The organism is Streptomyces sp. AC550_RSS872 (assembly GCF_019049285.1).
GTDB lineage: Bacteria > Actinomycetota > Actinomycetes > Streptomycetales > Streptomycetaceae > Streptomyces.
Map to the genome: position 1 here is coordinate 1 of NZ_JAGMUL010000185.1, position 25,952 is coordinate 25,952.

Genomic DNA, 25,952 nt, shown 5'->3' on the forward strand with positions numbered 1-25,952 from the left:
GGCGCGGGCGGACGCAGGGTGCGCGACGACGGCAACACCGAGGTGTTCGCCAAGCCCCTGTCCGACGGCTCGGTCGCGGTAGGCCTGTTCAACCGGGGAGACAGCACCACGACCATCACCACCACGGCCGCCCAAGTCGGCCTCACCGGCGGCTCGTTCACCCTCACCGACCTGTGGACCGGCGGCACGTCCAGCACCTCCGGGCAGATCTCCGCGAGCGTCCCCGCGCACGGCGTCGCCGTGTTCAAGATGACCGGCGGCAGCCCAATGGCCACCACCACCGCACGCCTGCGCGGCAGCGCGTCCGGCCGCTGCATGGACGTGGACAACGCCTCGACGGCGGCCGGGGCCGCCGTACTGCTTTGGGACTGCCACACGGCTGCCAACCAGCTGTGGACCACATGGGCCGGAGGCGAGATCCGCGTCTACGGCGACAAGTGCCTGGACGCCTACAACCAGGGCACCACCAACGGCACCCGCGTCATCACCTGGCCCTGCAACGGCCAGAACAACCAGAAGTGGACCGTCGGCTCCGACGGGTCGATCCGCAACGTCCACGCCGGACTGTGCCTCGACGTCAACGGGGCAGGCACCGCGGGCGGGACCCCGCTGGTCCTGTGGACCTGCAACGGCCAGGCCGGCCAGAAGTGGAGCCGCGTGTGAGGGGGCGTCGCGTATCGGCCAACAGCTCACCTGCCAGCCAGCATCCCCCGGAGGCCACGATGAAGACGGCCCGGCCGTTGCCCGCCACCCGCACGAGGCTCACCCGGGCAGTCGCCTGGACCGTGGGCCTCCTGCTGGTCCTCGCCGTAGTCCCCGCCGCGGTGCAGCCCACGGAGGCCAGGGCCGACAACCCGATCGTGCAACACGTCTACACCGCCGATCCGGCCCCGCTGGTGCACAACGGACGGGTCTACCTCTACACCGGGCACGACGAGGACGGTTCCACCTACTTCACCATGAAGGACTGGAGGGTGTGGTCCTCCGCCGACATGGTCAACTGGACCGACCACGGCTCACCGCTCAGCCTGGCCACCTTCAGCTGGGCGTCCGCCGACGCATGGGCGGGACAGGCCGTGCAGCGCAACGGCCGGTTCTACTGGTACGTACCCGTGAAGAACCGGGCGACCGGCCGGATGGCCATCGGCGTGGCGGTGTCGGACAGCCCCACCGGCCCGTTCCGGGACGCTCTCGGCCGTCCGCTGGTGGAGAACGGCGAGATCGACCCGACCGTCTTCATCGACGACGACGGCCAGGCCTACCTGTACTGGGGCAACCCGAATCTCTGGTACGTCAGGCTGAACGCCGACATGACCTCCTACTCGGGCGGCCCCACCAGGATCCCGCTCACCACCGCGGGGTTCGGCACCCGCACCGGTGACCCCAACCGCCCCACGCTGTACGAGGAGGGCCCCTGGGTCTACAAACGGAACGGCCTGTACTACATGGTGTTCGCGGCCAAGTGCTGCTCGGAATTCATCGCCTATTCCACGGCGCCCGGCCCGACCGGGCCCTGGACCTACCGCGGGACGGTCATGCCCACACAGGGCAGCAGCTTCACCAACCATCCCGGAATCGTGGACTTCAAAGGCAATTCGTACTTCTTCTACCACAACGGCGGGCTCCCCGGCGGCGGTGGCTATACCCGCTCGGTCGCGGTGGAGAGGTTCTCCTACAACGCCGACGGCACGATCCCGGTGATCAGCATGACGAACAGCGGCGCGCCCCAAGTCGGCACGCTCAACCCGTACGTACGCCAGGAGGCCGAGACGCTCGCCTGGGGATCCGGGATCGAGACCGAACCGGCCGCCGAAGGCGGAATGAACGTCGGCTGGATCGAAAACGGCGACTACGTCAAGGTCAAGGGCGTGGCCTTCGGGCCGGGCGCGTCCACCTTCACCGCGCGCGTGGCCTCGGGCAGCGGCGGCGGCACCGTCGAACTGCGTCTGGGGTCGCCGAACGGGACGGTCGTGGGCCGGTGCGGTGTGCCGAACACCGGTGGCTGGCAGGCCTGGACGACGGTGACCTGCCCGGTCGGCGGGGCGGCAGGAACCCAGGACCTCTACCTGCGATTCACCGGCGGCAGCGGCTACCTGCTCAACATGAACTGGTGGCAGTTCACCTCCGGCACCACCGGGACGGCACCGCGGTGACCGGCGGCCAGGAACGTCCTCGCGGCCTTGCAGAAGGGCAGTTGCACGAGGACAAGGACATTCAGCTACGGTGCCGCCATGTCGTACGCCCTCGCTGGTCCCCGCGCGACGGTCTTCCGCGCGCTCGCCGTCCAGAGCGGCGGACAGCTCAGTGGTGCAGCGGCGGCACCCAGCCCATCGCCTACCTCGGGGTGCATGGCCTCAGGGGCAGTGTCCTCGGTAGCTCCGGCGGACGGGCGTTGCGGGACTGGTTCGTCAGGAACAACGGCTGCACCCCTCAGAACCCGCCCGAGCCGGCGCAGGGCAGCATGACCCACCGAGTGACCATCTACGCGGGCTGCTCGGCCTGGCTGCCGGGAGAGGTGTGGAAGTTCTTCACGCAGTTCCAGACCTCCGGCTGGAACGCCGACTGGACGCATGATGTGCCGCGCCCGCCGATGACGTCCGTCGATCGCGGCTGACCTGCAACGGGAGTGTCCGAGGAGCGGCTTGACGCACTCGGTGAAGGAGGAGCCGATGAAGGGCATGTATATGGCAATCAGGGTTCCGTGGCGGAGATGCGGGAGGCGCACGGGCGTGCTCACCGCGGTGACCGCTCTGCTGGTGGCGCTGTCGGCCGGGTTGGGCGCCGCCGGGATGGCGCAGGCGGCCACCGTCGACACGAGCGCGCGGTACGTGCTGGTCGACCGCGGCAGCGGCAAGGCCGTCGAGGTGCAGAACGCCTCCACCGAGGACGGCGCCAAGGTCGTGCAGTACACCGACAGGGGCGGGGCCAACCAGCAGTGGCAACCGGTCCGCGTCGGCTCGACGGGGGTGCTGGCGCAGGTGCACACCGCGGGACGGGTCAAGGACTCCGGGACCACGGTGCAGTACAGCTGGCCCGGCGTGTACTTCGAGGGCCGCGTCAGCGGCACCGGCGTGGGCGTCGTGCTGGGCGACTCGGCCGCCGACTACGACGTCCAGATCGACGGATCCACCGTTGCCACGCTCGTCACGCCCGGCAACACCACGCACTGGATCAACGGCCTGTCCAACAGCACGCACACCGTCCGGCTCGTCAAGCGCAACGACACCCCGTGGGACACCGGCACGTTCGGAGGCTTCGTCGCCGCGCCCGGTGGTGCCGTACTGAGCAAACCGGCCGCCCGCAGCCGTCAGATCGAGTTCATCGGCGACTCCCTCACGGTGGGCTACGGAAACCTCTCGACCTCCCGCACCTGCCCCGGGGACCAGGTCAAGCGGACCACCAACGCCGACGTGAGCTATGGCGCCCTCACCGCCCGGAAACTGAACGCCGACTACCAGATCAACGGCTACTCGGGCCTCGGCATGGTGCGCAACTACAACGGAGGCTCGCCGGGCGTCACGTACCGGACCTTCTACGACCGTGCCCTGCTGAACGTGTCCGGGGACGTCTGGCAGAACCCGGGCACCTGGCGCCCCCAGGTCGTGGTGGTCAACCTCGGCACCAACGACTTCTCGACCGCCATCAACCCCGGTGAGCCGTGGACGTCCGACAGCCTCGAGGCCGGGTACCGCACCGCCTACGGCGACTTCATCCAGAAGCTGCGGTCGCGCTACGGGGCCGACACGACCATCGTGGCGGTCGGCGCCGGCCAGTACGCCGGCCGTGTCCAGCAGGTGGTCAAGGCGCGCAACGACGCAGGCGACAGCCGGGTCCGCTACTGGTTCCTCGACGACTCGGGCCTGGATTTCCTCGGCTGCGACTACCACTACTCGGCCCGCGACGACCGACTCATCGCCGACCGGCTCACCTCGTTCATCGCAGGTCTGCCGACAGGCTGGTGACGGCACCGGCCGACGCTCGGATCTCAGTGCGGCCCGGGCTCGGGGAGGGGCTGCGCGCACCAGATGGTCTTGCCGTTGGTCGTGTGCCGGGTACCCCACCCCTGGGTGAGCTGGGCGACGAGCAACAGGCCCCGGCCGCCCTCGTCGAAGGCGCGGGCCCGGCGCAGGTGCGGGGCGGTGTTGCTGGAGTCGGAGACCTCGCAGATCAGGGAGGTATCGCGAATCAGCCGCAGTTTGATCGGCGGCTCGCCGTATCTGATGGCGTTGGTGACGAGCTCGCTGACGACCAGCTCGGTCACGAACGCAGCCTCCTCCAGGCCCCAGGCGTCCACCTGGTCGACGGCGAACTTCCTGGCGCGCGGCACCTGCGCGGGGTCGGGGTCGATGTCCCAGTCGGCGACGTGATGGGGATCCAGCGCATGAGTGCGAGCCAGCAGCAGGGCGGCGTCATCGGTGCGGTGTTCGGGGAGCATGGCGTCCATCACCGTGTCGCACAGGGCCTCCAGCGAGGTGGCCGAGTGGTTCAGCGCTCGCTGTAGTTCGGCGACCCGCTGGTCGACGTCGCGCTCGCGGCTTTCCACCAGTCCGTCGGTGTAGAGGGCGAGCAGGCTGCCCTCGGGCAGCTCGAGCTCGGTGGCCTCGAAAGGCAGCCCACCGATGCCGAGCGGTGGTCCCGGCTGTGCGGGTACCGGCGTCCTGGTGCCGTCCGGGGAGATGATCAGCGGCAGGGGGTGGCCGGCGCTCGCCAGCGTGAGGCGCCTGGAGACGGGGTCGTAGACGGTGTACAGGCAGGTGGCCCCGGTCTCGCCGGTCGGCTGGAAGTGGCCGGTGGGCTGGAGGTCGCTGGCGAGGTGGAGGACCAGGTCGTCCAGGTGGGTCAGCAGCTCGTCCGGTGGCAGGTCCACGTCGGCGAGGGTGCGGACCGCCGTGCGCAGCCGGCCCATGCTGGCCGAGGCGTGCAGGCCGTGACCGACGACATCGCCGACGACCAGGGCGACCCGGGCTCCGGACAGCGGAATGACGTCGAACCAGTCACCGCCCACTTCCGCAGCGGCCCCGCCGGGCAGATAGCGCGATGCCACGTCGACCGCCTCCTGCGTGGGCAGCCCCTGCGGCAGCAAGCTGCGTTGCAGGGTCAGCGCGGTCGTGCGCTCGCGCGAGTACCGGCGGGCGTTGTCGATGGCGACGGCCGCCTTGGCGGTCAACTCTTCGGCGAGGATCAGGTCGTCGGCGGTGAAGGCCTCGGGCCGGTCGAGACGGGAGAAGGCGACGACGCCGAGCAGCGCGCCGCGCGCCAGGAGCGGCACGGTGATCCGGCCCGTCAGCCCGTCCGCGGCGATGGACTCGTCGATCACCGGGTTGCCCGGTGGCCAGTGGGCCGGGTCAGCGGCGAGCCCGGGCCCGAAGGCCCACTCGCCGCCCTGGCCGGGGTCAGTGGCGAGCTCGACCGTGGACCTGCCGGTGGCCATGCAGCGGGCGGCGACGGAACCAGGCGGGTGCGTGACGGGCTTCGTGGGCCCGGGGGCCCGGTCGGCGCCATCCTTCGCGCTGTGCTGGGCGGCACGGATGAGCCCGATCGTCTCGCCGGGCGCGAACGCGGACACGGAGGGCGGTTCCTCTCCGCGCAGCACCTCGTCGAAGAGATCCACGCTGACGAGGTCGACGAATCTCGGCACCGGGGTCATGGCCAGCTCCTGGGCGGTGCCGATCACGTCGAGTGTGCGGCCGATGCCGCCGCTGGCCTGGTTGAGGATGAGCAGGCGTTGCCGAGCCCAGTACTCGGCGCTCATGTCGAAGCCCCAGTTGGCGACCGCGCGGACCCTGCCCTCGGCATCCCGGACGGGCCAGATGCTGGTGGCCCAGGCGTTGGCGTAGTTGCTGCCGCGAGGGCGGAAGACGGTGATGAGACGCGTGGCCTCGCCCGTCCTCGCCACTTCGGCCAGCGCGTCGGTGTAGGGCTTGTCGTCCCTTTCGGGAAACAGCGTGCGGTCGAATTCGGGAAGCACCTCGCGGTACTTCTTGCCGAGCACCTGCTCCTCGGAGTGCGCGATCACCCGGCCCGAGGAGGCGTTGATCCACAGGAACCGCAGCTCAGGGTCGTAGACGCCCAGAGCGAAGGGAGACTGCTCGAAGGCCCGGTCGGCGATCACCGGGCGGCGTCCCCAGCGCTGGACGGTCACCACATGCCCCAGTGCCCGCCCGTCGGGGCCGAACAACGGGTGAGCCGCCACCACGGAGTCCACCGTGGAGCCGTCCTGGTGGCGCAAGGGGATGAACCCGGTGGGGTCGGGGCCCGCGCCATACCCCTCGGGGAAGCCGGATGGCGGGGGATCGACCAGCAGCTCGGTGACGGGGCGGCCGACGGTGTCCTCCGCCGTCCAGCCCAGCAGCAGCCGGCCCCCCTCGCTCCAGCCGCTCACCACGCCGTCCGGGTCCACCACGGCAACGGCAGTGGGCGCGTCCTGCTTGTCGGCCATCTCCACGCGCCACGCCTCCGTCCGGACAGCCGTGCCCGTCAGGGCTGGTTTCCAGCGGCTGCTTCCAGACTAGATCGGACCCTGCTCCACGGCCCTCCGGCCGGTGCGTTCGGGGTGCCAGGTGCCGGAGCGCCTGCGGCTGGGGCCTTCGCGCCCCGCTCGACAGCAGCCGCGGCGCGCCTGCCGGAGTGGGCCCGGCTCCGTGCCGTACCCCACGGGGCACTGGTTGGGCCGGCGCGTCTCGACGGAAGGGGCCGGCTCGTCCGCGCGCGGGGTGGCGCGCCGCTCGGCGGGGCACAGCCCGCCCAGCGGTTCCCAGGTGCCTGCATGTCCCTGACAAGGGTCGCCTGAGCCGGAGGGGTTTCCGAAACGCGTGCCCTGGTTGCCGGGGAAGGGCAACCAGGGCGAGGGGCGGGTTGATCGGTCAGGAGGCGGGTGTGACGCGAGTGCCGATGACCGAGTCTCCGGACTTCTTGACGTGGTACATGAGCTTTTCGCCGCTGTAGAAGTGGAAGGTCAGTGTCACCAGTTCGCCGTCGCGCAGCGCGTCCAGGAACTCGGGCCTCAGGATGATCGTGCCGTTGCTGTAGTCCGGCGAGAAGGACTTGTTGAACTCCTGGTAAGGAGTCCAGTCGGTCTGGCCGGCGTTGCTGCCGTCGCCGTACCTGGCCTCCATGGTGGCCAGCACGTCACCCTTGTACTGCGTGGGGATGGTGAACGCGTCGGTCTTGCCCATGGCGTCGGACAGCACCGGTTCGTCGTACGTGACCACCTCAATCTGCCAAGGCAGCCCACGGGAGAACCGGGCCTCGAGCGTGGCGTTCACCCCGTACTCGCGGTCGCCCGTCAGCCGGGTCAGCGCGCCGGCCGTGAGGACGAGACGCGTCTTGTCGAAGAGGGTGTAGTCACGTCCCTCGACGAGCTTGGTCCTGCCGTGCCACAGGCCCCGGACCTTGGTCCCGTTCGGATTCAGGGTGAGCCCCTTGGCCGTGATCGGCTCCGACTTCGGCACGAAGACCTTGTCGAAGGAGGCCGTTCCCGAACGGGTGGTCCAGCTGGACTTGATCCAGGCGATCAGCGCGGGGTCCGTCCACTTCAGGGTCTCCCGGTTCAGGTAGGCCCAGGTTCCGGGGTCCCACAGCGCGGTGGTGACTCCGGCGAGGCGTGCCGCGTGTCCGAAGTGCTCGTAGTACTTCAGCGCCTCGCCCCGCTCGACACGGGAGGGATGGTTGTGGTCGGGCCAGCCGAGCAGGCCGTACTCACCGAGGTAGACGGGAATGTTCCTGGCGACGAACGTGTCGCGCATGCGGGCGAAGGCGTCGTTGAGGTCGTTCTGGGCGACCTCGTCGTAGTGGGTGCCGCCCGCGATGTTGATGCTGAACGGGTACCAGCTGTAGTAGTGCACGGTGGCGATCAGATGACGGTCGTTCAGCGACTTGATCGTGGTGTACAGGTCGTCCATGAGGTTCTGGGCGGGCGTGCACCCGTCCGTGGGCAGCATGAGCAGGCGGTCGGTGTTCCCGCCGCCCGAGGAGCGGACGATCTTGTGGAAGGAGGTGTTCAGCTCGTTCAGGAGCTTGGCCTTCTGCTCGGCCGTGGCGTTCTCGAACTGCGGCTCGTTGACGCTCTCGAAGAGCAGGGTGCGCGGCTCGTCGCGGAACGTCCGGGAGATCTGGGTCCAGGTGGAGTTGAAGCGGGCCAGCACTCCGTCGTGGTCGGCGGGCATCGTCTTGATCCACTGCCACGAGTCGTGGTGCACGTTGAGCACGACGTACAGGCCCTCGTCGAGCGCCCAGTCGACGACCTGCTTGACGCGGCTCATGAACGCTGCGTCGACGGTGTAGGGGGCGGTGGCGGACTGGTGGTCGGTCCAGGTCACCGGGATCCGGACGCTGCGGAAACCTTCCTTGCGGATGGTGGTGAACAGTTCCCTGGTGACCTTCGGGTTGCCCCAGTTCGTCTCGTCCGGAATGGCGTCCAGGGTGTTGCCCAGGTTCCAGCTGGGCTGCATCGCGGCGACGGCGTCCATGGCGCGGTCCGGAACTCTGATGGCGGACCGCGTCTGCTTCGCCGTGTCGTCTGCCGCGGCGGTCGAGGTGCCGCCGGCCAGTCCCAGCATGACGGCGAGCACCAGAAGCAGGGCGGCCAGGCGGCCGGGGCCGTGGCTGCGGTGGTGCGCGTGTTGCCGTATGTCCTGCATGTGTCGTCCCTTTTCGGTCGGCTGTGCCCTTCGCTTGGTCGTGCCCTTCGGCCGTTCAGCCCTCGAGGGGCTCGTAGTCGAACCAGTCGAAGTGGACGGCGCCTTCGGCGGCGTACATGCCGATGACGCGGCCGGTGAAGCCGCCGGCGACCTCGGTCGACAGGTAGCGGCCGTCGAGGGCCGCGAGCTCGGTGAACGTGCCGTCGGGTTGTTCGAAGCCGAGGGAGACGATGTCGGGTCCGGTGCACGGTCCGTGCGGAGCCGGTGGGTCCGTGATGGTGACGGCGAGGACCAGTGGCCCGGCGGGTACGGAGCGTTCGGCCACCACCGTGCGCAGGGAGCCGACGCGCGCTATCACCCGTACGTCCGTCCCGGACGCCTCGATCGCGTAGTGGTGCCGCTCGTCCAGCCGGACGGCGAGGCCGCCGCGCCCCTGCTCGGGGTCGACCAAGGTGCGTGCCCGGCAGATGAGTTGCTGCTGGCGGCGGCCGGTGAACACCACGTCGGGCTCGTCCAGGGAGCCGCCCCGCGCACGGAGCGTGAGCCATCCGGGGCGCTCCTTGGTGGTGCAGAGCTCGGCGGGGCGGTCCCGCACGGAGATCCAGGTCGGACCGAGCTCGCTGAGTTCGAAGTCGTCGCGCCGTTCCTCGCCGGGAGCGGGAGCGGGGGAGAGGGGCCAGGGGAGTGTGGACAGGTCCAGGGTGACCTCGCCGACGACCGGCCAGCCGTCCTCCCAGGTCACCGGAGCCAGGAAGGTCTCCCGGCCGAGCACATGCCAGCCGGGGGTGCCGAGACGCGGCCGTACGCCGAGGAAGACCATCCACCAGGAGCCGTCGGGCGCCTGGACGAGGTCCGCGTGGCCGGTGTTCTGCACGGGGTGGTCGGTGCCGCGGTGGGTGAGGATCGGGTTGGCCGGACACGGCTCGAACGGGCCGTTGGGGGTACGGCCGCGGGCGATGGACACGCCGTGGCCGCGTTCGGTGCCGCCCTCGGCGATGAGCAGGTACCAGTAGTCGCCGATCCGGTACAGGTGCGGCGCCTCCGGGGCCTTCGCGCCGGGGCCGCCGGACCAGAGCCTGTGCGGTGTGCCGTACGTCTGTCCGGTGGACGGGTCGAGGCGGACCTGCGACACCCCGGCGACCGTGCACCAGCAGGTGCCGTCCTCGTCCCAGGCCAGGTCGGGATCGATCCCGGGCACGCCCGGCGCCCAGATGGGATCCGACCACGGTCCGGCCGGGTCGGTGGCCGTGACGATCAGGTTGCCGCCGCCCTCGCAGCAGTTGGTGACGATCAGCCAGAAGCGGCCGTCGTGATGGCGCAGGGTGGGGGCGTAGATGCCGCCCGAGGACGGCATGTCGGCCGGCAGGCGCAACTGCTCCGGCCGGTCGAGGACGTTGCCGATCTGCCGCCAGTGCACCAGGTCACGGCTGTGGAAGAGGGGTACGCCGGGGAAGTACTCGAAGCTGGAGCAGGCGAGGTAGTAGTCGTCGCCGACACGGCAGATGCTCGGGTCGGGATGGAACCCGGGGAGCACGGGGTTGGCGGCGCGGGCGGGCCGGTTCTGAGCGGGCACCCTTGGTCGTCCTTTCGTCGGGTGGGCGGCAGGGACGGCGCTCAGGGAGCGTCCGGCTCCGTGCGGCTGATGCGGAGCAGCGCCGCGGAGGGCGCGGTGGGCAGCGTCACGGTGAGCTCGGCGGTTTCCGGGTTCCAGACGGCAGCGGCCTCACGTGCGGCGGGGTACAGCACCTCGACACGCGCGGCGCCACCGTCCGCCTGCTCAGGCAGCCGGAGGGTGGTGGTGGCCGCACCGCCCGGACGGCGCCACACCGTGAGGTAGGTGGTGGCGGGGGTGTGCAGGGCGAGAGCGATCCAGGGGTCGTCCCAGGCGGGCAGGCCGAGTGGCCAGGACGGCACGGCCTGCGGCAGGTCGGCGCGGACGGCCTTGTACACGGCGACCGCCTCGTGGACCAAGGCGCGCGCCTCGGGCTCCAGTTCGGGCAGGTGGCCGGAGAGGTGGATGCGGCCGAGGAGGCCGCTCGCCATGGTGAAGGCGACCTCGTCGAGGGAGTCCTCCGGCTGCGGGTAGGCCCAGACGGCGCCCTGCTCGGGGGGGACGGCGGTAGGTGCGGAGGCCGCGATGGACGCGTAGAGCTGAAGGTTCTGCTGGTCGCTGGTGGACTGCAATTGCAGCCGGGACAGCAGGGCGTGGTCCCAGCGCATGCCGCCGGAGGCGCAGTTCTCCACCACCAGGTGCGGGTAGCGGTCCAGGATGCCGTCGAGCCAGTCCAGCTGCGCCCGGTTGTGGCCGAGCAGACCGGCGCCCGGGGTCTCGCCGGGGTGGGCGCTGGTGCCGGAGCCGGGGTCGATGTTGTGGTCGAGCTTGAGGTAGCCGACGCCCCACTCGCCGACCAGACGGTCCACGACCTGGTCCAGGTGGGCGCGGGCGGCTGGATGACGCAGGTCCAGGTGGTGGCGGCCGGCCTCCGTGACGCGGATGCCGTCGCGGCGGAAGAACGCCTCGTCCGGCAGGGACTTGGCCATGGGGCTGTGGACGCCGATGACTTCCGGCTCCAGCCACAGGCCGGGGACCATGCCGCGTTCGCGGATGCGGTCCAGCACCTCGTGGATCCCCTTCTCGCCGGGGAAACGTGAGGTGGATGGTTCCCAGGCGCCGACGCTGGTCCACCAGCCGTCACTGTCGTCGTACCAGCCCGCGTCGATGACGAAGTACTCGGCGCCCGCGTCGGCCGCCGCGTCGATGAGCGGCAGCAGCTTGTCGGTGGTGGGGTCTCCCATCAGGCAGTTCATGTAGTCGTTGAAGATGACCGGCAGACCCTGGTGGTCGGGATGCGGGCGGCGCTGGACGCGGCGGTAGCGGGTCAGCGCGGCGAACGCGGCGTCCGGGCCGCCGTCGGCGCTGAAGGACAGCGCCACGGGTACGGTGCGGAAGGCGGCGCCGGGTTCCAGGGGGTGCCGCCAGCCGTGGTGGGTGTCGGTGGGCCCGAACAGCGCAGTGTAGGCAGCGTTGTCCTGCTCTTGGCACTCCCAGCGCCAGCCGCCGCCGTTGTGCTCGATCTGCCACATCCAGGTGCGGCCGGTGTGCCGGTCCGTCAGGCCGCCCATGGGCAGGTGCCCGTTGCTGGACCAGGTGCCCTGGCCGTTCAGGGCGAAGCCCGCCTTGCCGTGCCCGTACTTCACGCGTCCGCTGGGGTCGGGTGTGGTTTGGCGCATCGGCTGTCGCTGCCAGCGGCATTCGGACAGCCAGTCGTTGTCCGCCCACAGCAGGTCGGCGGCGTCGAGGGCCGCGGGGTCCGGCGGGGTGAGGCAGCCCACCGCGAGCGAGCTGACCGACTCCAGGTGCAGCGTGGTCCGCCCTTCGTTGCGCAAGGTCACTTCGCTGCGGAGTACGGGGATGCCGTCCGGCGACCGGTAGGTCACCTCCGCCGCCAACCCTGTCTCCGGGTCGTGGAGTTGGACGGTCAGCGTGTGCCAGTCGCCGTCGCGGGCCGCGCGGTGGGCCCGGTGGCGCAGCCGCTCGCCGAGAGTGGTCCCGATCAGGCGGCTGCCCGACCAGCCGCGGCCGTGACCCGCGGCCGTCACCTCCACCAGAGGCAGGGACGCACCGGGGTCGCTGCCCGCTTCGCCGGGCAGTCCGAGATGGGTCAGGCGGGCGCTGCCGTCGTCGCCGAGGACGAAGTCGAGTCGCAGGGCGTCGTGACCCCAGCGGAAGCTCCGCTGTTCGTTTTCCATGGTGTCCTTTTCCAGGTCAGTGGCCGCGCGGTCAGTGGCCGCGCGGGACCGCGCAGCCGCCGGGCGGCAGTTCGTGGGCCGGCTCCGGCAGGGGCACGGTGTCCGTGGTGTGGTTGATGAGGACGTCCCCCAGGCGGTCGTGCGCTGTTCTTACGGAGCGTCAGCGTGCGTGTGAGAAACGCCTGTTCGTCCACAGGTCGTTCACTGCGCAGCTCAGTTCCGGCCTTGGGCCGGACCCGAAGGTGAGCGCGGGTACGTGCTGCTCGGCGAGACGTGGGGCGCTCGTGGAATCCGGCATGGGGGTGGAAGCCGAGTTGCGTCGCGGAACGCATGTTGTTGAGAACGTGGCCGGCCGTGCTGGACGGGACACCCGCGCGTCTCGCCGCGGCGGCGTGGTCACCATGAGGGCGCGCCGACGTCCTTCTGCGCCGCTGCGCCTCCGAGGCCCTGGCGATTCAACCCCGTGCGTCATCGTGGCGGCCCTTCCCGCGGAGTGTCGAAGCGCTTCACTTCGAGGGGAAGTTAGCGGACACCTTTCGTGTGGAACAAGAGGCAGAGTGTGAGGAAAGTTTCTTTGTCCTGGTCCATTGACAGCCCGCTAGGGGCAATGATGGCGTCGATGCGCTTCGACAATCACTCCCAATCCGTCATCCGGCACGACTGAGCGTCCCGGCCGTCAGCTGCACCGGGAATCCGCGTCAGTCGGCTCGCAGCACATCGAGTGCCGTGAGAGCCACGTGGAGCTCGGTGCGCTGGTCGCCCGATTCGAGGTCACGGGTGAGGAGGCGCTCGATGGTGCGCAGGCGTTGGTACATGGTCTCGCGGGAGAGACCGCCACGGCGGGCGGCGGTGGTCTTGTTGCCGGCCGCGTCGAGGTAGTGGCGCAGGGTCGTCAGCAGGTCGGTGCCGTGCTGGGTGTCGTGGTCGATGAGGCGCCGGAGCTGCCGTTCGGTGTACCCCTGGACACGGGGGTCCTCGCGCAGTGCGTACAGCAGGCGACGCAGACCGATGTCGGACAGCTCGTGGAAGGAACGGTCCGGAGGGAGGGGCTGTCCGGGCGGGGTGGCCTCGACGACGCGGGCCGCCTCGCGGAAGGAACGGGCGGTGTCGGTGAGGTCCGCGACCTCGGGGCCGACACTCACGACCGCCCCCGGGGCCAGACCCAGTACCGTGCCGGACAGGCACTCGACGATCGGACGCCAGGGCTGGGAGGCACGCAGAGCCAGCAGGATGCCGAGGCGGTCGGAGGCCAGTTCGCCGACAAGGGCCGGCACGCCTGCCGTTCTGAGCTCCTGCAACAGGCGGGACTCGGTCTCCGTTCCCCCCTTCCCTGCGCGCAGGTCCACCAGGATGGCGACGAAGTGGCTTCGATCGGTCGGCAGGCCCAGTGCGGAGCAGCGGGCGCGGGCGTCCTCCGCGGAGCGGTGGCGCTGTTCCACGAGGTCGAGCAGGGCGTTCCGGTGTGCGGTGCGTTCCCATGGGGTGGGGTGGATGAGGCGCGCCACGGTCAGTGCCATCGCGGTCCTCTCCAGCAGGGTGATGTCCTCCGGCCCGAACGCCGGTTCGTCGGTGCGCGCCGGGAGCATGGCCACGCGGCCCCATCGCTCGCCCTGGTACTCGACGGGCGCGGTGAGCCAGCCCTCCGGGCCGCGTGTCGCTGTGTCGCCGCCGGGCCCGGTCGCCCTGGAGCGCCGTTCCCAGTCGGCGAGTGCCTCCTCGACGGTCAGTCCGGACGGTTCGCAGATCAGGGCCTGGTGCACCAGGTTCTCCAGGACGACCGTGCGCCCGCTCATCTCCGCCGCCGCTCGCACCACGTCCTCCGGCCCGGCACCGCGCAGGGTCAGGGTGGTGAACGCCTCGTGGATGCGCTGCGTGCGGCGCATCGCCTCCGCCTGGTTGCCGAGCAGGAGCGCGTGCACGACCTGCGTGACCTCCAGGAAGTTGACGTCCTTGGCCAGGGTGACGAGGGGAAGGCCACGACGGCGGCAGGCGTCGACGAGCGCGTCCGGCGGGCGGTGGTAGCGGCGTACGAGTTCGATGACCAGGGCCGCGGCTCCGACGTCGGCGAGTTCGTCGACATACCGGCGCACGCCGGGCGCGTCCTGCGGCAGGGGCATTCCGGTGGTGAGGACGAGCTCGCCGCCCTTGAGGAACGACGCGGGGTCGGTCAGCTCGGTGATGTGGACCCACCGGACCGGTCGGTCCAGGTCCGGCACGCCGGTGACGACCTGCGGCCGTCCGGCGGCCAGGACGGGAAGCGCGAGGACATCGGCGACGGTGAGCGGACGGATGGGCCCCTGCTCGGCCGGGTGATCGTCGTTCACGTTCTCTCCACGGGGGTCCCTGCTCGCACTCGGTACGGAGCTCGGGGGAGTGCCCGGCCACTGTGCCAAGCGTCTCTGACCTGCGCAAGAGCGGTCCGTGAGCGATCGGCATCCATGGTGGGCCCGATGAGGCTGACACATCGTCCGGATGTCGCGTCCCGGCCGGACAGATCGCGCGTTGGCGCATCCCCCGCCCGCGGGGATGCTCGCTGCACCGCAGCAGACCGAACACCGAGGCCGGGAGACGAACATGACCGCACTGTCGCCGCACCTTCGCCAGGCCACGCCCGTGGTGGCGGCCCGGGGCGAGGGCGTCCATCTCTTCGACCAGGACGGCCGCCGCTACCTCGACTTCACCGCCGGTATCGGCGTCACCAGCACCGGGCACTGCCACCCCAAGGTCGTGGCGGCGGCCAAGGAGCAGGTGGGTTCACTGATCCACGGCCAGTACACGACCGTCATGCACGAGCCGCTGCGCCGCCTCGTCGACAAGCTCGGCGAGGTGCTGCCGGCCGGCCTGGACAGCCTGTTCTTCACCAACTCCGGCAGCGAGGCGGTGGAGGCCGCGCTGCGGCTGGCCCGCCAGGCCACCGGCCGCCCCAACGTCATCGTCTGCCACGGCGGCTTCCACGGCCGTACGGTCGCCGCCGCCTCCATGACGACCTCCGGCACTCGCTTCCGCTCCGGCTTCTCCCCGCTGATGAGCGGGGTCGTGGTCACCCCCTTCCCGTCGGCCTACCGCTACGGCTGGGACGAGGAGACCGCGACCCGCTTCGCGCTGAAGGAGCTCGACTACACCCTCCAGACGATCTCCTCGCCCGCCGACACGGCCGCGATCATCGTCGAGCCGGTCCTCGGCGAGGGCGGATACGTCCCCGCGAACCGCGCGTTCATGGAGGGCCTGCGCGAGCGCGCGGACCGGCACGGCTTCCTCCTCATTCACGACGAGGTGCAGACCGGTGTCGGCCGTACCGGCCGCTTCTGGGGCCACGACCACTTCGGCGTCACCCCGGACATCCTCGTCACCGCCAAGGGCCTGGCCAGCGGGTTCCCGCTGTCCGGCATCGCTGCCTCCGAGGAGCTGATGACCAAGGCGTGGCCCGGCTCGCAGGGCGGCACGTACGGGGCCAACGCCGTCGCCTGCGCCGCGGCCTGCGCGACCCTGGACGTCGTACGCGACGAGAAGCTCGTCGAGAACGCCGAGGCGATGGGCAAGCGGCTGCGCCAGGGCCTGGAGGCGGTGGCCGACCGGACGCCCGGCATCGGCGACGTGCGCGGCCTCGGCCTCATGCTGGCCACCGAGTTCGTCACCGAGGACGGCAGCCCCGACCCCGAGACCGCCGCCCGCGTGCAGCGCGCCGCCGTCGACGAGGGACTGCTCCTGCTGCTCTGCGGCGCCTGGAACCAGGTTGTCCGGATGATCCCGGCGCTCGTCATCGACGAGACGGCGGTGGACGAGGGCCTCCAGGCATGGGCGACCGCGGTCGAGGTCGGCACCTCGGGAGCGGCACGGCGATGACGGACACCACCACGGCCCTGGAGCCGCTGGTCGCGCGGCTCGCCGAGACCGCTCCCGGCCTGCGGGTGGAGACCGGCCCCGGCCCCACCGGTCTCTACGCCTACGACGCCTCCAACTACCGGGTCCCGCCGAGGGCCGTGGTCTTTCCCCGCAGCGCCGACGACGTGGTCGAGGTGCTGCGGGCCTGCCGCGAGGAACGTGTTCCGGTCACCGCGCGAGGCGGCGGCACCAGCATGGCGGGCAACGCGGTCGGGCCCGGCGTCGTCCTGGACTTCTCCCGGTACATGAACCGGATCCTGGACATCGACCCGGTGAGCCTCACGGCGCGCGTCGAGGCCGGAGTGATCCTGGACTCCCTGCGGTCCGCGACCGCCCTGCACGGGCTCACCTTCGGCCCCGACCCCTCCTCGCACAGCCGCTGCACCCTCGGCGGCATGATCGGCAACGACGCCTGCGGCAACCGGTCGGTGCGGCACGGGCGTACGAGCAGCCACATCGAGGCGCTGGAGATCGTGACGGCCGACGGCGTACGGGCCGTCGCCGACCGGACCGGCCTGCGCGCGGCCGACCCGAACGACCGGGACGCGGTCGAGCGGGTCGCCCGCCTCGAAGCGGACGTACGTCGCCTGATCGAGGCGAATCTGGCGCCGATCCGCACCGAGCTGGGCCGCATTCCGCGCCAGGTCTCCGGCTACCAGCTGCACCACCTGCTGCCCGAGCACGGCTTCGACGTGGCCCGCGCACTGGTGGGCACCGAGGGCTCCTGTGCGGTCGTCACCGCAGCGACGGTCCGCCTGGTGGCGACCGCACAGGCTTCCACGCTCCTGACCCTCGGCTACGACGACGTCGTCGACGCCGCCGAGGACGTCCCCGAGATCCTGCGCCGGCACCCCACCGCCGTGGAGGGCATGGACGAGGCGATCGTCGCCACCATGCGTGCCCGGCGCGGCCCGGACTCCGTCACCGGCCTCCCCGAGGGACGTGCCTGGCTGTACGTCGAGCTCGACGGCGACGACCAGGCGGCCGTCGACACCCGTGCCGCGGAACTGCTGGACGTGCTCAAGGCCCGGGGCCGGATGACCGGCGGGCGGGTCGTGCACAGCCCGGCCGAGCGGCGCTCGCTGTGGCGGGTCCGCGAGGACGGAGCGGGGCTCGCCGCCCGGCTCGTCGACGGCGGGGAGTCCTGGCCCGGCTGGGAGGACGCGGCGGTCGCACCCGAGGATCTGGCCGCCTACCTGCGCGACTTCCGCAAGCTGCTGACCGCCCACGGGCTGACCGGTGTGCTGTACGGGCACTTCGGGGCCGGCTGCGTCCACGTGCGCATCGACTTCGACCTCGGGACGGACTCGGGCCGGGCCGCCACCCGCCGGTTCCTCTCCGAGGCGGCCGCCCTGGTCGTCGAGCACGGCGGAACCCTGTCGGGCGAACACGGCGACGGGCGTGCCCGCGGCGAACTGCTGGAGGTCATGTACAGCCACCGCATGATCCGGGCGTTCGCCGCCTTCAAGGAGATCTTCGACCCCGAGGGGCTGCTCAACCCCGGCGTCATCGTGGCCCCGGCCCGCCTCGACGCCGACCTCGCGCTGCACACACCCTCGGACGTGCTGCCCGTCGAGACCCTCTTCTCCTTCCCGCACGACGAGGACGGCTTCGCGGGAGCGGTACGCCGCTGTGTCGGGGTCGGCCGCTGCCGCAGCGACGCCGGCGGCGTGATGTGTCCCAGCTACCGGGCCACGGGGGAGGAGAACGACTCGACCCGGGGCCGGGCCCGTCTGCTCCAGGAGATGGTGCGCGGCGGAACCGTCCAGGACGGCTGGCGCTCCACGGAGGTGCGTGACGCCCTCGACCTGTGCCTGTCCTGCAAGGCCTGCTCCAGCGACTGTCCGGTCGGCGTCGACATGGCCACGTACAAGGCGGAGTTCCTGCACCAGCACTACAAGGGCAGAGTCAGACCCCGCTCCCACTACTCCCTGGGCTGGCTGCCCCTGACGTCCAAGCTCGTCGGATACGCGGCCCGCCCGGTCAACGCGCTGCTGCGCGGCCCCCTCGGGAAGCTGCTCGCGCGCCTGGGCGGCGTGACCACGAAACGCAGGATCCCCGCGTTCGCCTCCCGGCGCGCGCTGCGCCGGGCCCTGCGCACGGCGAGGACCGGCGAACCGGCGAGGACGCTGCTGTTCGTGGACAGCTTCACCCGCGCGTTCCGCCCGGAGGTGGCCGGGGCCGCGAGCCGCGTGCTCGCCGACGCCGGCCTCCCCTGCACGGCGGAGGACGACCTGTGCTGTGGGCTGACCTGGGTGAGCACCGGCCAGCTGTCGCTCGCGCGCCGCATCATGGCCCGCACGGTCGCCCGCCTGGACAACGGCGACGACCGGCCCATCGTCGTGGCCGAACCCAGCTGCGCCGCAGCGCTCAAGCGTGACGTGCCCGAACTCCTCGGCACCGACGCCGCCCGGCGCGTCGCGGCCCGCGTCCACACCCTCACCGGAGCCCTGACCGACCTCGCCTCACCCGGCTGGGCGCCACCGGAGCTGCCGGACAACGTCGTCCTTCAGACCCACTGCCACGAGTACGCCACCTTCAAGGGCCGCCACCCCCGCGACCTGCTCGGCCGCCTCGGAGTGCGCAAGGTCGACGAGGCCGAGGGCTGCTGCGGACTCGCCGGCAACTTCGGCTTCGAGGAGCAGCACTACGACACCTCGATGGCCGTCGCCGACCTGGCCCTGAAGCCACGCCTCGACGGCATCGACCCGCGGACACCGGCCGTCGTCGTGGCAGACGGCTTCAGCTGCGCCACCCAGATCGACCACCTCGCCGGAGACCGTGGCATCCGCGCCCTGCACCTCGCGGAACTGCTCGACCCCGCCGCCGACCGACCCGGACAACCAGGAGAGAACTCATGACCGACACGCCCACGCAGTTGTTCATCGGTGGTGCCTGGGTGGACGCCGCGGACGGCGCCACCATGCCCGTCGACGACCCCGCCACCGGCGAGGTCCTCTGCCACGTGGCCGACGCGGGCGCGAAGGACGCCAAGCTCGCCGAGGAAGCGGCCGTGCAGGCGCAGGAGGAGTGGGCGCGTACGGCGCCTCGGGTGCGCAGCGAGATCCTGCGCCGCGCCTACGAGATCATCATCGAGCGCACCGACGAGCTCGCCCACCTGATGACGTCCGAGATGGGTAAGCCGCTGGCCGAGGCCAGGGGAGAGGTGGCGTACGCGGCGGAGTTCTTCCGCTGGTTCTCCGAGGAGGCCGTGCGTATCGACGGTGGCCTCGCCACCCTGCCGGACGGCCGCAACCGTATGCTGCTCTCCCGCCGCCCGGTCGGCCCCTGCCTGCTGATCACGCCGTGGAACTTCCCGCTGGCGATGGGCACCCGCAAGATCGGCCCGGCGGTCGCCGCGGGCTGCACGATGGTGCTCAAGCCGGCCCCGCAGACCCCTCTCTCCAGCCTTGCCCTCGCCGCGATCCTCAAGGAGGCCGGGCTGCCGGACGGCGTGCTGAACGTCGTCACCACCTCCCGTGCGGGGGAGGTGTGCGAACCGCTCCTGCGCGGCGGGCGGATTCGCAAGCTCTCCTTCACCGGCTCCACGGCCGTCGGACAGCTGCTCCTCGCCCAGAGCGCGGAGGCGGTCGTGCGGACGTCGATGGAGCTGGGCGGCAACGCGCCGTTCGTCGTCTTCGAGGACGCCGACCTGGACAAGGCGGTGGACGGGGCGATGGTCGCCAAGATGCGCAACATGGGCGAGGCGTGCACGGCCGCCAACCGCTTCTTCGTGCACCGCTCGGTGGCGGAGGAGTTCGGGCGGCGGCTGGCCGAGCGGATGGGCGCGCTGGTCGTCGGTCCGGGCACCAGGGGCGGCGTCGACGTCGGCCCGCTGATCGACAGGAGGGGGCGCGCCAAGGTGGAGGAGCTGGTCGCCGACGCGGTGGAGCGCGGGGCGCGGGTGCTCGTCGGAGGCCGTACACCCGAAGGCCCCGGCAGCTTCTACCCGCCGACCGTGCTGGCCGACGTCGATCCCGGCAGCCGCCTCATGGACACGGAGATCTTCGGCCCCGTCGCCGCGATCCTCACCTTCGACGACGAGGACGAGGTGATCCGCCGGGCCAACGACACCCCCTGGGGCCTGGTCGGCTATGTCTTCACCGAAGGCCTCGACCGTGCCCTGCGGGTGAGTGAGCGGCTGGAGGTGGGCATGGTGGGGCTGAACACGGGTCTCGTGTCCAACCCGGCCGCACCCTTCGGCGGCGTCAAGCAGTCGGGGCTGGGCCGCGAGGGGGGCCGGGTGGGGATCGACGAGTTCCTGGAGTACCAGTACCTCGCGGTGCCCGTGCGATGAAGGTGGTCATGCCCTGACCGCACCGCATCACGCACCGTGAGGCCTCCCTCGTGCCCGGCTTTCCACGCCGCCGGGCACGAGGGGACGGCCCGTGGTCTCTCCTCGGCGACGGCCTCGGCAGCCAGCGCCTCCAACAGAGTCTCCTGCCCAGGTCCATGGCTCGACCGGGGCCGCCGCTGTCAATTTCTTGAGCCCAGGAAAGGAAAACATGTCGTTCCTGAAGACCATCGACACGAGTCCCTCCTTCGCGCCGCACCCGTCCGGCCCGCTCCCGGAACGCCTGGTTTCCGGCGATCCCGCCTTCAAGACCTGGGCCCAGGACGTCGCCCGTGGGGAGATGATCCATACGGGAGTCTGGGAAGCGACGCCCGGCGAGACGCGCTCGATCAAGGGAGAGACCTTCGAGTTCTGCCATATCCTCTCCGGCATCGTCGAACTCACGCCGGACAGTGGCGAGCCGGTGGTCTACAAGGCAGGCGACAGCTTTGTCATGAAGCCGGGCTTCGTGGGTGTCTGGAAGACCATCGAAACCGTGCGCAAGATCTACGTGATCGTGAAGTGATGCCGACGCGCGACGCCTGCCTCTACGCCGGCAATCCGTCCGGCGGCAGCCGTCGGCCCAACCGGCTCTTCGCAGGGGTGCGCCTGGTCGCCTCCCGCAGCGAGGGGGCCGGACCGGTCCGGTCTGGGAACGCGGCCGTCAGCCGGGGTGCGATCCGGAGCCGGAACGGTCGTCAGGCCAGGTGCCGGGCGGTGATCTCCGCTGCCGTCTCGGCGACCAGCCGACCCAGCTCGGGCTGTCGGCCGGGCTCGAAGCGGGAGTCGGGCAGGGAGACGGCCACGGCGGCCAGCGGTGTGCCCTCACCGTCGAGCACGGGTGCCGCGATGGCGCAGACACCCTGGAGGTACTGGTTGTGGTTGACGGCGTAGCCACGCTCTCTCACGCGGCAGAGTTCAGCGCGCAGTTGCCCCGGGTCGGTGATGGTCTCCTCGCCGTAACCCTCCAGCGTCCCCGCTGTGACCTCGTCTATCTCGGACTTCCCCAGATGGGCCAGGACGGCGTTCCCGGCGGCGGTGGCGTGCAGGGGCGAGGCGTCGCCGATGGCGTGGAAGGTGCGTACGGCGTGGTCGCAGTCGACGCGGTCGACGACGACCATGCCTTGCAGGGCGTCCGGCACGGACAGGTGGATGGTCTCGTTCAGTGCGTCGCGGAGCCGGATCATGGGTTCACGTGCGGCGGCGAACAGGCTGGAGCCCTGTAGGGCGGCGGGCCGTACGGCCAGGACGCGGGCGCCGATCTCCCAGCGGGTGGTGTCCTTGCGGTTCGCCCGCAGCCAGCCCGCCTCGTTGAGGGTGACCAGGGTGCGCTGCACGGTGGACTTCGGCAGCCCGAAAATCCTCGTCAACTCCCCGACAGTCACGGGTTGATGCCGGGCGACCGCTTCCAGAACCCGTAGCGATCTGGTGACGCTCTTCATTTCCATTCGTTGCCCCCTACCCGTGGATCCCTGGTTCTCACTTCTTGACTCCAGCGCGGAGTGACGGTCATGATCCGTGCCGGATTCTAGCATAGCGTTCCACAATGCGGCATGCTGTTGGGTGCGGCCGATCAGTGGAGCGGCTTTGAGGCGCGCCGAGTGCACCCGATTCCCCGCGGCGGATGGACAGCGGAAGGGCCTTGACCAGGCCCGCCGTGCCGCGTGGTGCGGCCGCCCTGTGTCCGGCCCTCGGCCGGACACAGGGCGATGGCTGCCGCCACACAAGGCCGAGGGCCGGCTTGCGCGCTGGCGCGTGCGAGCCGGCCCTCGATCGATGGCCTGCGGTGTTGCCTGCCGTTCAGGCGCCCAGGCGGCGCTGTGAGATCTCCGCGGCAGTGTCGGCGACGAGGTGGCCCCACTTGGGTGTCCGTTCACCGTCGTACCGTGCGTCGGGCATGGAGACGGCCACGGCGGCCAGTGGGGTGCCGTCCTCGTCGAGCACGGCGGCGGCGACGGCGCAGACGCCGGGCCGGTACTGGTTGCGGTTGACCGCGTAGCCGTCGGTGCGGATCCGGTCCAGCTCGGCGCGCAACTCGTCGGGCTCGACGGGGGTCGTGTCGCTGAACCGCTCCAGTCCCGCCGCGATGAGGTCTTCCACGTCCCGCCTCGGGAGGTGGGCGAGGATCGCGCGCCCGACAGCGGTGGCGTGCAGGGGCGAGGTGTCGCCGATCGTGTGGAAGGTGCGTACCGCGTGGTCGCAGTCGACGCGGTCCACCACGACCATGCAATGCAGGGCGTCCGGCACGGACAGGTGGATGGTCTCGTTCACCGCGTCGCGGAGCCGGATCATGGGTTCACGCGCGGCGGCGAACAGGCTGGAGCCCTGTAGGGCGGCCGGTCGTACGGCCAGAACGCGGGCGCCGATCTCCCAGCGGGTGGTGTCCCTGCGGTTGGCGCGCAGCCAGCCGGCTTCCGCAAGGGTGACCAAGGTGCGCTGCACGGTGGACTTCGGCAGCCCGAAGAGCTTCGTCAACTCCCCTACGGTCACGGGCTGATGCTGGGCGACCGCCTCCAGGATGCGCAGCGACCTGGTGACGCTCTTCATTTCCATCCGGTTTCCCCCTGTTAATCCTCGAAATTTCTGCTGGACACCCTCTTGACTCCCCAACGAAGCCGCTGCCATTCTCTGTGCCAGATTCTAGCACAGCATTCCACATAGTGGCACGGCTCTCGGAGAGATCCCCCGCAGTGAGCCGGACTGCGAGACGCGGCGGTTGCGAGCCGCAGGTCCCCAAGGAGGGCCTGGCTCCCGCCCAAACCATCTCGAATCGAACAGCCTCACGTCGAAGGCTCAGCATGCGCCTCGGCGATACGAAAGGAAAGTCCTGTGTCAGCTGCCAGGAAGCGCGTCGCGGTGGTCGGCGTCGGAACGATGGGCAGCCAGGCCGCGTGGCGGCTGGCGGCCCGCGGCGCCGAGGTCGTCGGCTACGACCGCTACGCACCCGGCCACGACCGCAGCGCCGCCGGCGGCGAGTCCCGGATCTTCCGCAGCGCGCACTTCGAGGACTCCCGGTACGTCCCGCTGCTCAAGCACGCCGACGCCCTCTGGGAGCAGCTCCAGCAGGAGACCGGCCGCGAGCTGCGCCGCCTGACCGGATGCCTGCTCATGGGGCCGACCGACCACCAGCAGATGGCCACGGTGCTCCAGTCCATCGCGGAGCACGACCTCGACCACGAGGTGCTGGACGTCGAAGCCCTGGCCAAGCGCTTCCCGCAGTACCGCATCGAGGAAGGCGACGCGGCCGTACTCGACCGCCGTGCCGGGTTCATCCGCCCGGAACTGACGATCCAGACCGCCGCCCGCCGCGCCGAGCAGCTGGGCGCCGTGATCCACCGCTACAGCACGGTCCGCGAGATCGTCCCCGTCGCGGGCGGCGTCGAGATCCGCACCGACTCCGGCAGCGAGAGCTTCGACACCGCCGTCGTCACGCCCGGCCCCTGGGTCAACGACCTGCTGCCCGACCTGCCGTGGGAGGTGGAAGTCCGCCGCCTCGTCAGCGCCTGGTACGTGCCCACCGCCCCCGACGCCTGGTTCGGCGAGGAGCGCCCGGCGTTCATCCGCACGGCACCCACCCACTGCTACGGCCTGCCCTCCCCGGACGGCATCTCGGTCAAGCTCGGCCTGTCCCGCGCGCTGCACCGGCTCGCCGGCGACCCCAACCAGCTGGACCGCACCGTGCGGCCGGACGAGCTGGAGATCTTCTCCGAGCTGATCGGGCGTTACCTGCCCGACCTGCACCCGGACCCGACGCGCCTCTCCGTCTATATGGAGGGCTACACCGAGAGCAGCCGCCCCCTGGTCGGCCCGCTGCCCGGCGCCGAGAACGTCATCCTGCTCGCCGGCTTCTCCGGTCACGGCTTCAAGCTCTCGCCCGCCTTCGGCGACATCGCCGCGGACCTCGCGCTGGCCGGCACCTCGCCCCGGCCCATCGACTTCCTCTCCACCGTCGGCCGTACGGAGGCCTGACCATGAACGACACCACGCTCTCCGTCGGCACCCTGGTCGCCGAGCCGGGCACCAAGGCCCGCGGCACCGTCCGCGTCGACCTCGGCACCCTCACCGCGGACATCCCGCTGACCCTCGTCAACGGGGCCCGCCCCGGCCCCCGGGTCGTCATCACCGCGGGTGTGCACGGCGGTGAGTTCCCGCCCATCGACGCCGCCGTGCGACTGGCGGACGGGCTGGACCCCGGTGAGGTGCACGGACAGGTGATCATCTGTCCGGTCGCCAACCCTCCCGCGGTGTACCAGGGCCGGCTCAACATCTCCCCGGTCGACGGCGTGAACCTCAACCGCGTCTTCCCCGGCGACCCGGCCGGCGGCCCCACCGAGCGGCTGGCCGCCTGGCTCTTCGCGAACCTGGTCGACGGCGCCGACGTCTACATCGACCTGCACTGCGGCGGCATCGACCAGGTCCTGCGGGACTTCGTCGGCTACCGCCTCACCGGTGACGCGGACCTCGACAAGGCGACCGCTGAACTGGCAGGCTCCTTCGGCATCGAGGACGTCATCATCGGGCTGACGCCCGAGGGTGGCAACAGCCACGCGGCCGCCGCCCGCCGGGGCATCTCGGCGGTCCTCGTCGAGGTGGGCCAGCTCGGCCAGCGGGACGAGGCCACCGCCCTCCGCCGCGTCGACGGCCTGCTGAAGGCACTGCGCCACCTGGGCGTCCTCGACCAGGACGGCTCCACCCCGGCACCGATCCGCGCATGGGTCTGGTCCGGCGGCGCCACCGCCGAGGCCACCGGCCTGTGGTACCCGGAGTTCTCCTTCGACGCCGACATCATCGGCGAAGTCACCGAAGGCGACCTCCTCGGCCGCATCATCGACCCCGTCGACGGCCGCGAACACACCGTCCACGCCCCGGCCGACGGACGGATCATCTACGGCATGCACGGCCTCACCGTCGCCCCCGGCAAGGAACTGGCCGCCCTGGCCGTCCCGTGGGACCCCGACACGGCCGCGCGGGCCGACACCCTCCGGCCTCCCGGCCTGGGTGCCGGATCCGACGAGGCGGATCCCCGCCCCTAGACCCCCATCTCAGCCGCCCCCCTTCCCACGTCCCCAGCCGCCCCTTCTCACGGCCAGTACCACCAGGAGGCACCAAATGAAAGATGCCCGAATAGACCGCAGACTGTTCCTGCGAGGAATAGGCGGGGTCACTGCGGGTGTCGCCGCCGCGACCACCCTCTCCGCCTGCGGTACCGGCACCAGCCGGTCCGGCGCCGGCAGCGGTGGCAAGGGCGGGAAGACGGTGGTCGTCCGTGACAGCGGCGGTTCCTACGGTGCGGCGCTTCAGAAGGCGATCTACACGCCGTTCACGCAGGAGACCGGCATTCAGGTGAA

16 protein-coding genes and 2 pseudogenes are annotated in these 25,952 nt (G+C 71.0%); 11 read left to right on the forward strand and 7 right to left on the reverse strand.

All coding sequences use genetic code 11. The features are described 5' to 3' along the window. The 4 genes and pseudogenes from KUM44_RS39760 to KUM44_RS39775 all read left to right on the forward strand — a co-directional run. A partial coding sequence (locus KUM44_RS39760) for a ricin-type beta-trefoil lectin domain protein (RefSeq protein WP_217214640.1) occupies positions 1–663 on the forward strand: 663 nt, incomplete at its 5' end. Between the two features lie 59 nt (positions 664–722). After that, a complete protein-coding gene (locus KUM44_RS39765) occupies positions 723–2,153 on the forward strand; it encodes a glycoside hydrolase family 43 protein (RefSeq protein ID WP_217214641.1) in 1,431 nt (476 codons plus the stop codon). Positions 2,154–2,213: 60 nt separating this feature from the next. Next, positions 2,214–2,614: pseudogene (locus tag KUM44_RS39770) on the forward strand (hypothetical protein); the annotation flags it as partial. Between the two features lie 115 nt (positions 2,615–2,729). Continuing rightward, entirely contained in the window at positions 2,730–3,962 is a 1,233-nt protein-coding gene (locus KUM44_RS39775) for an SGNH/GDSL hydrolase family protein (RefSeq protein WP_308402826.1), read from the forward strand. Positions 3,963–3,985: 23 nt separating this feature from the next. On the opposite strand, the gene KUM44_RS39780 is transcribed toward KUM44_RS39775, so the two are convergent. The 5 genes from KUM44_RS39780 to KUM44_RS39800 all read right to left on the reverse strand — a co-directional run bounded on the left by KUM44_RS39780 (position 3,986) and on the right by KUM44_RS39800 (position 14,713). After that, complete coding sequence (locus KUM44_RS39780; protein WP_254390795.1) at positions 3,986–6,439, reverse strand: SpoIIE family protein phosphatase; 2,454 nt, start codon at positions 6,437–6,439, stop codon at positions 3,986–3,988. A 424-nt stretch (positions 6,440–6,863) separates the two neighbouring features. Further along, entirely contained in the window at positions 6,864–8,639 is a 1,776-nt protein-coding gene (locus KUM44_RS39785) for a cellulase family glycosylhydrolase (protein ID WP_217214643.1), read from the reverse strand. Between the two features lie 55 nt (positions 8,640–8,694). Then, positions 8,695–10,212, reverse strand: coding sequence for a glycoside hydrolase family 43 protein (locus tag KUM44_RS39790; protein ID WP_217214644.1), 1,518 nt, complete (start codon positions 10,210–10,212; stop codon positions 8,695–8,697). 41 nt (positions 10,213–10,253) lie between these two features. Further along, positions 10,254–12,389 (reverse strand): alpha-galactosidase, encoded by a 2,136-nt coding sequence (locus KUM44_RS39795; RefSeq protein WP_217214645.1) that lies wholly within the window; start codon positions 12,387–12,389, stop codon positions 10,254–10,256. A 698-nt stretch (positions 12,390–13,087) separates the two neighbouring features. Beyond that, positions 13,088–14,713, reverse strand: a complete 1,626-nt coding sequence (locus KUM44_RS39800) for a PucR family transcriptional regulator ligand-binding domain-containing protein (RefSeq protein WP_308402827.1) — start codon at positions 14,711–14,713, stop codon at positions 13,088–13,090. A 250-nt stretch (positions 14,714–14,963) separates the two neighbouring features. On the opposite strand from KUM44_RS39800, the gene KUM44_RS39805 reads away from it, so the two are divergent. The 4 genes from KUM44_RS39805 to KUM44_RS39820 all read left to right on the forward strand — a co-directional run bounded on the left by KUM44_RS39805 (position 14,964) and on the right by KUM44_RS39820 (position 21,130). Then, positions 14,964–16,232, forward strand: a complete 1,269-nt coding sequence (locus KUM44_RS39805; RefSeq protein ID WP_217214647.1) for an aspartate aminotransferase family protein — start codon at positions 14,964–14,966, stop codon at positions 16,230–16,232. Beyond that, positions 16,229–19,132, forward strand: a complete 2,904-nt coding sequence (locus KUM44_RS39810; RefSeq protein ID WP_217214648.1) for an FAD-binding and (Fe-S)-binding domain-containing protein — start codon at positions 16,229–16,231, stop codon at positions 19,130–19,132. Before KUM44_RS39805 ends, KUM44_RS39810 begins: the two co-directional genes overlap by 4 nt. Further along, positions 19,129–20,568: an NAD-dependent succinate-semialdehyde dehydrogenase gene (locus KUM44_RS39815; protein ID WP_217214649.1), complete on the forward strand. Its 1,440-nt coding sequence runs from the start codon at positions 19,129–19,131 to the stop codon at positions 20,566–20,568. Before KUM44_RS39810 ends, KUM44_RS39815 begins: the two co-directional genes overlap by 4 nt. A 208-nt stretch (positions 20,569–20,776) precedes the next feature. Next, a complete protein-coding gene (locus KUM44_RS39820; RefSeq protein ID WP_217214650.1) occupies positions 20,777–21,130 on the forward strand; it encodes a cupin domain-containing protein in 354 nt (117 codons plus the stop codon). Positions 21,131–21,302: 172 nt separating this feature from the next. Here KUM44_RS39820 and KUM44_RS39825 read toward each other — a convergent pair whose 3' ends face one another. Both KUM44_RS39825 and KUM44_RS39830 read right to left on the reverse strand, forming a co-directional pair. Further along, on the reverse strand, positions 21,303–22,046 hold the full coding sequence (locus tag KUM44_RS39825; RefSeq protein WP_217214653.1) for an IclR family transcriptional regulator: 744 nt from the start codon (positions 22,044–22,046) through the stop codon (positions 21,303–21,305). A gap of 358 nt (positions 22,047–22,404) precedes the next feature. Further along, positions 22,405–23,151: an IclR family transcriptional regulator gene (locus KUM44_RS39830; protein WP_217214654.1), complete on the reverse strand. Its 747-nt coding sequence runs from the start codon at positions 23,149–23,151 to the stop codon at positions 22,405–22,407. 282 nt (positions 23,152–23,433) lie between these two features. Here KUM44_RS39830 and solA point away from each other — a divergent pair, with 282 nt between their 5' ends. From solA to KUM44_RS46355, 3 genes and pseudogenes are all read left to right on the forward strand, one after another. Next, positions 23,434–24,573, forward strand: a complete 1,140-nt coding sequence (gene solA / locus KUM44_RS39835; protein ID WP_217214651.1) for an N-methyl-L-tryptophan oxidase — start codon at positions 23,434–23,436, stop codon at positions 24,571–24,573. Between the two features lie 2 nt (positions 24,574–24,575). Next, complete coding sequence (locus tag KUM44_RS39840; RefSeq protein ID WP_254390793.1) at positions 24,576–25,637, forward strand: succinylglutamate desuccinylase/aspartoacylase family protein; 1,062 nt, start codon at positions 24,576–24,578, stop codon at positions 25,635–25,637. A 76-nt stretch (positions 25,638–25,713) separates the two neighbouring features. Beyond that, positions 25,714–25,952: pseudogene (locus KUM44_RS46355) on the forward strand (ABC transporter substrate-binding protein); the annotation flags it as partial.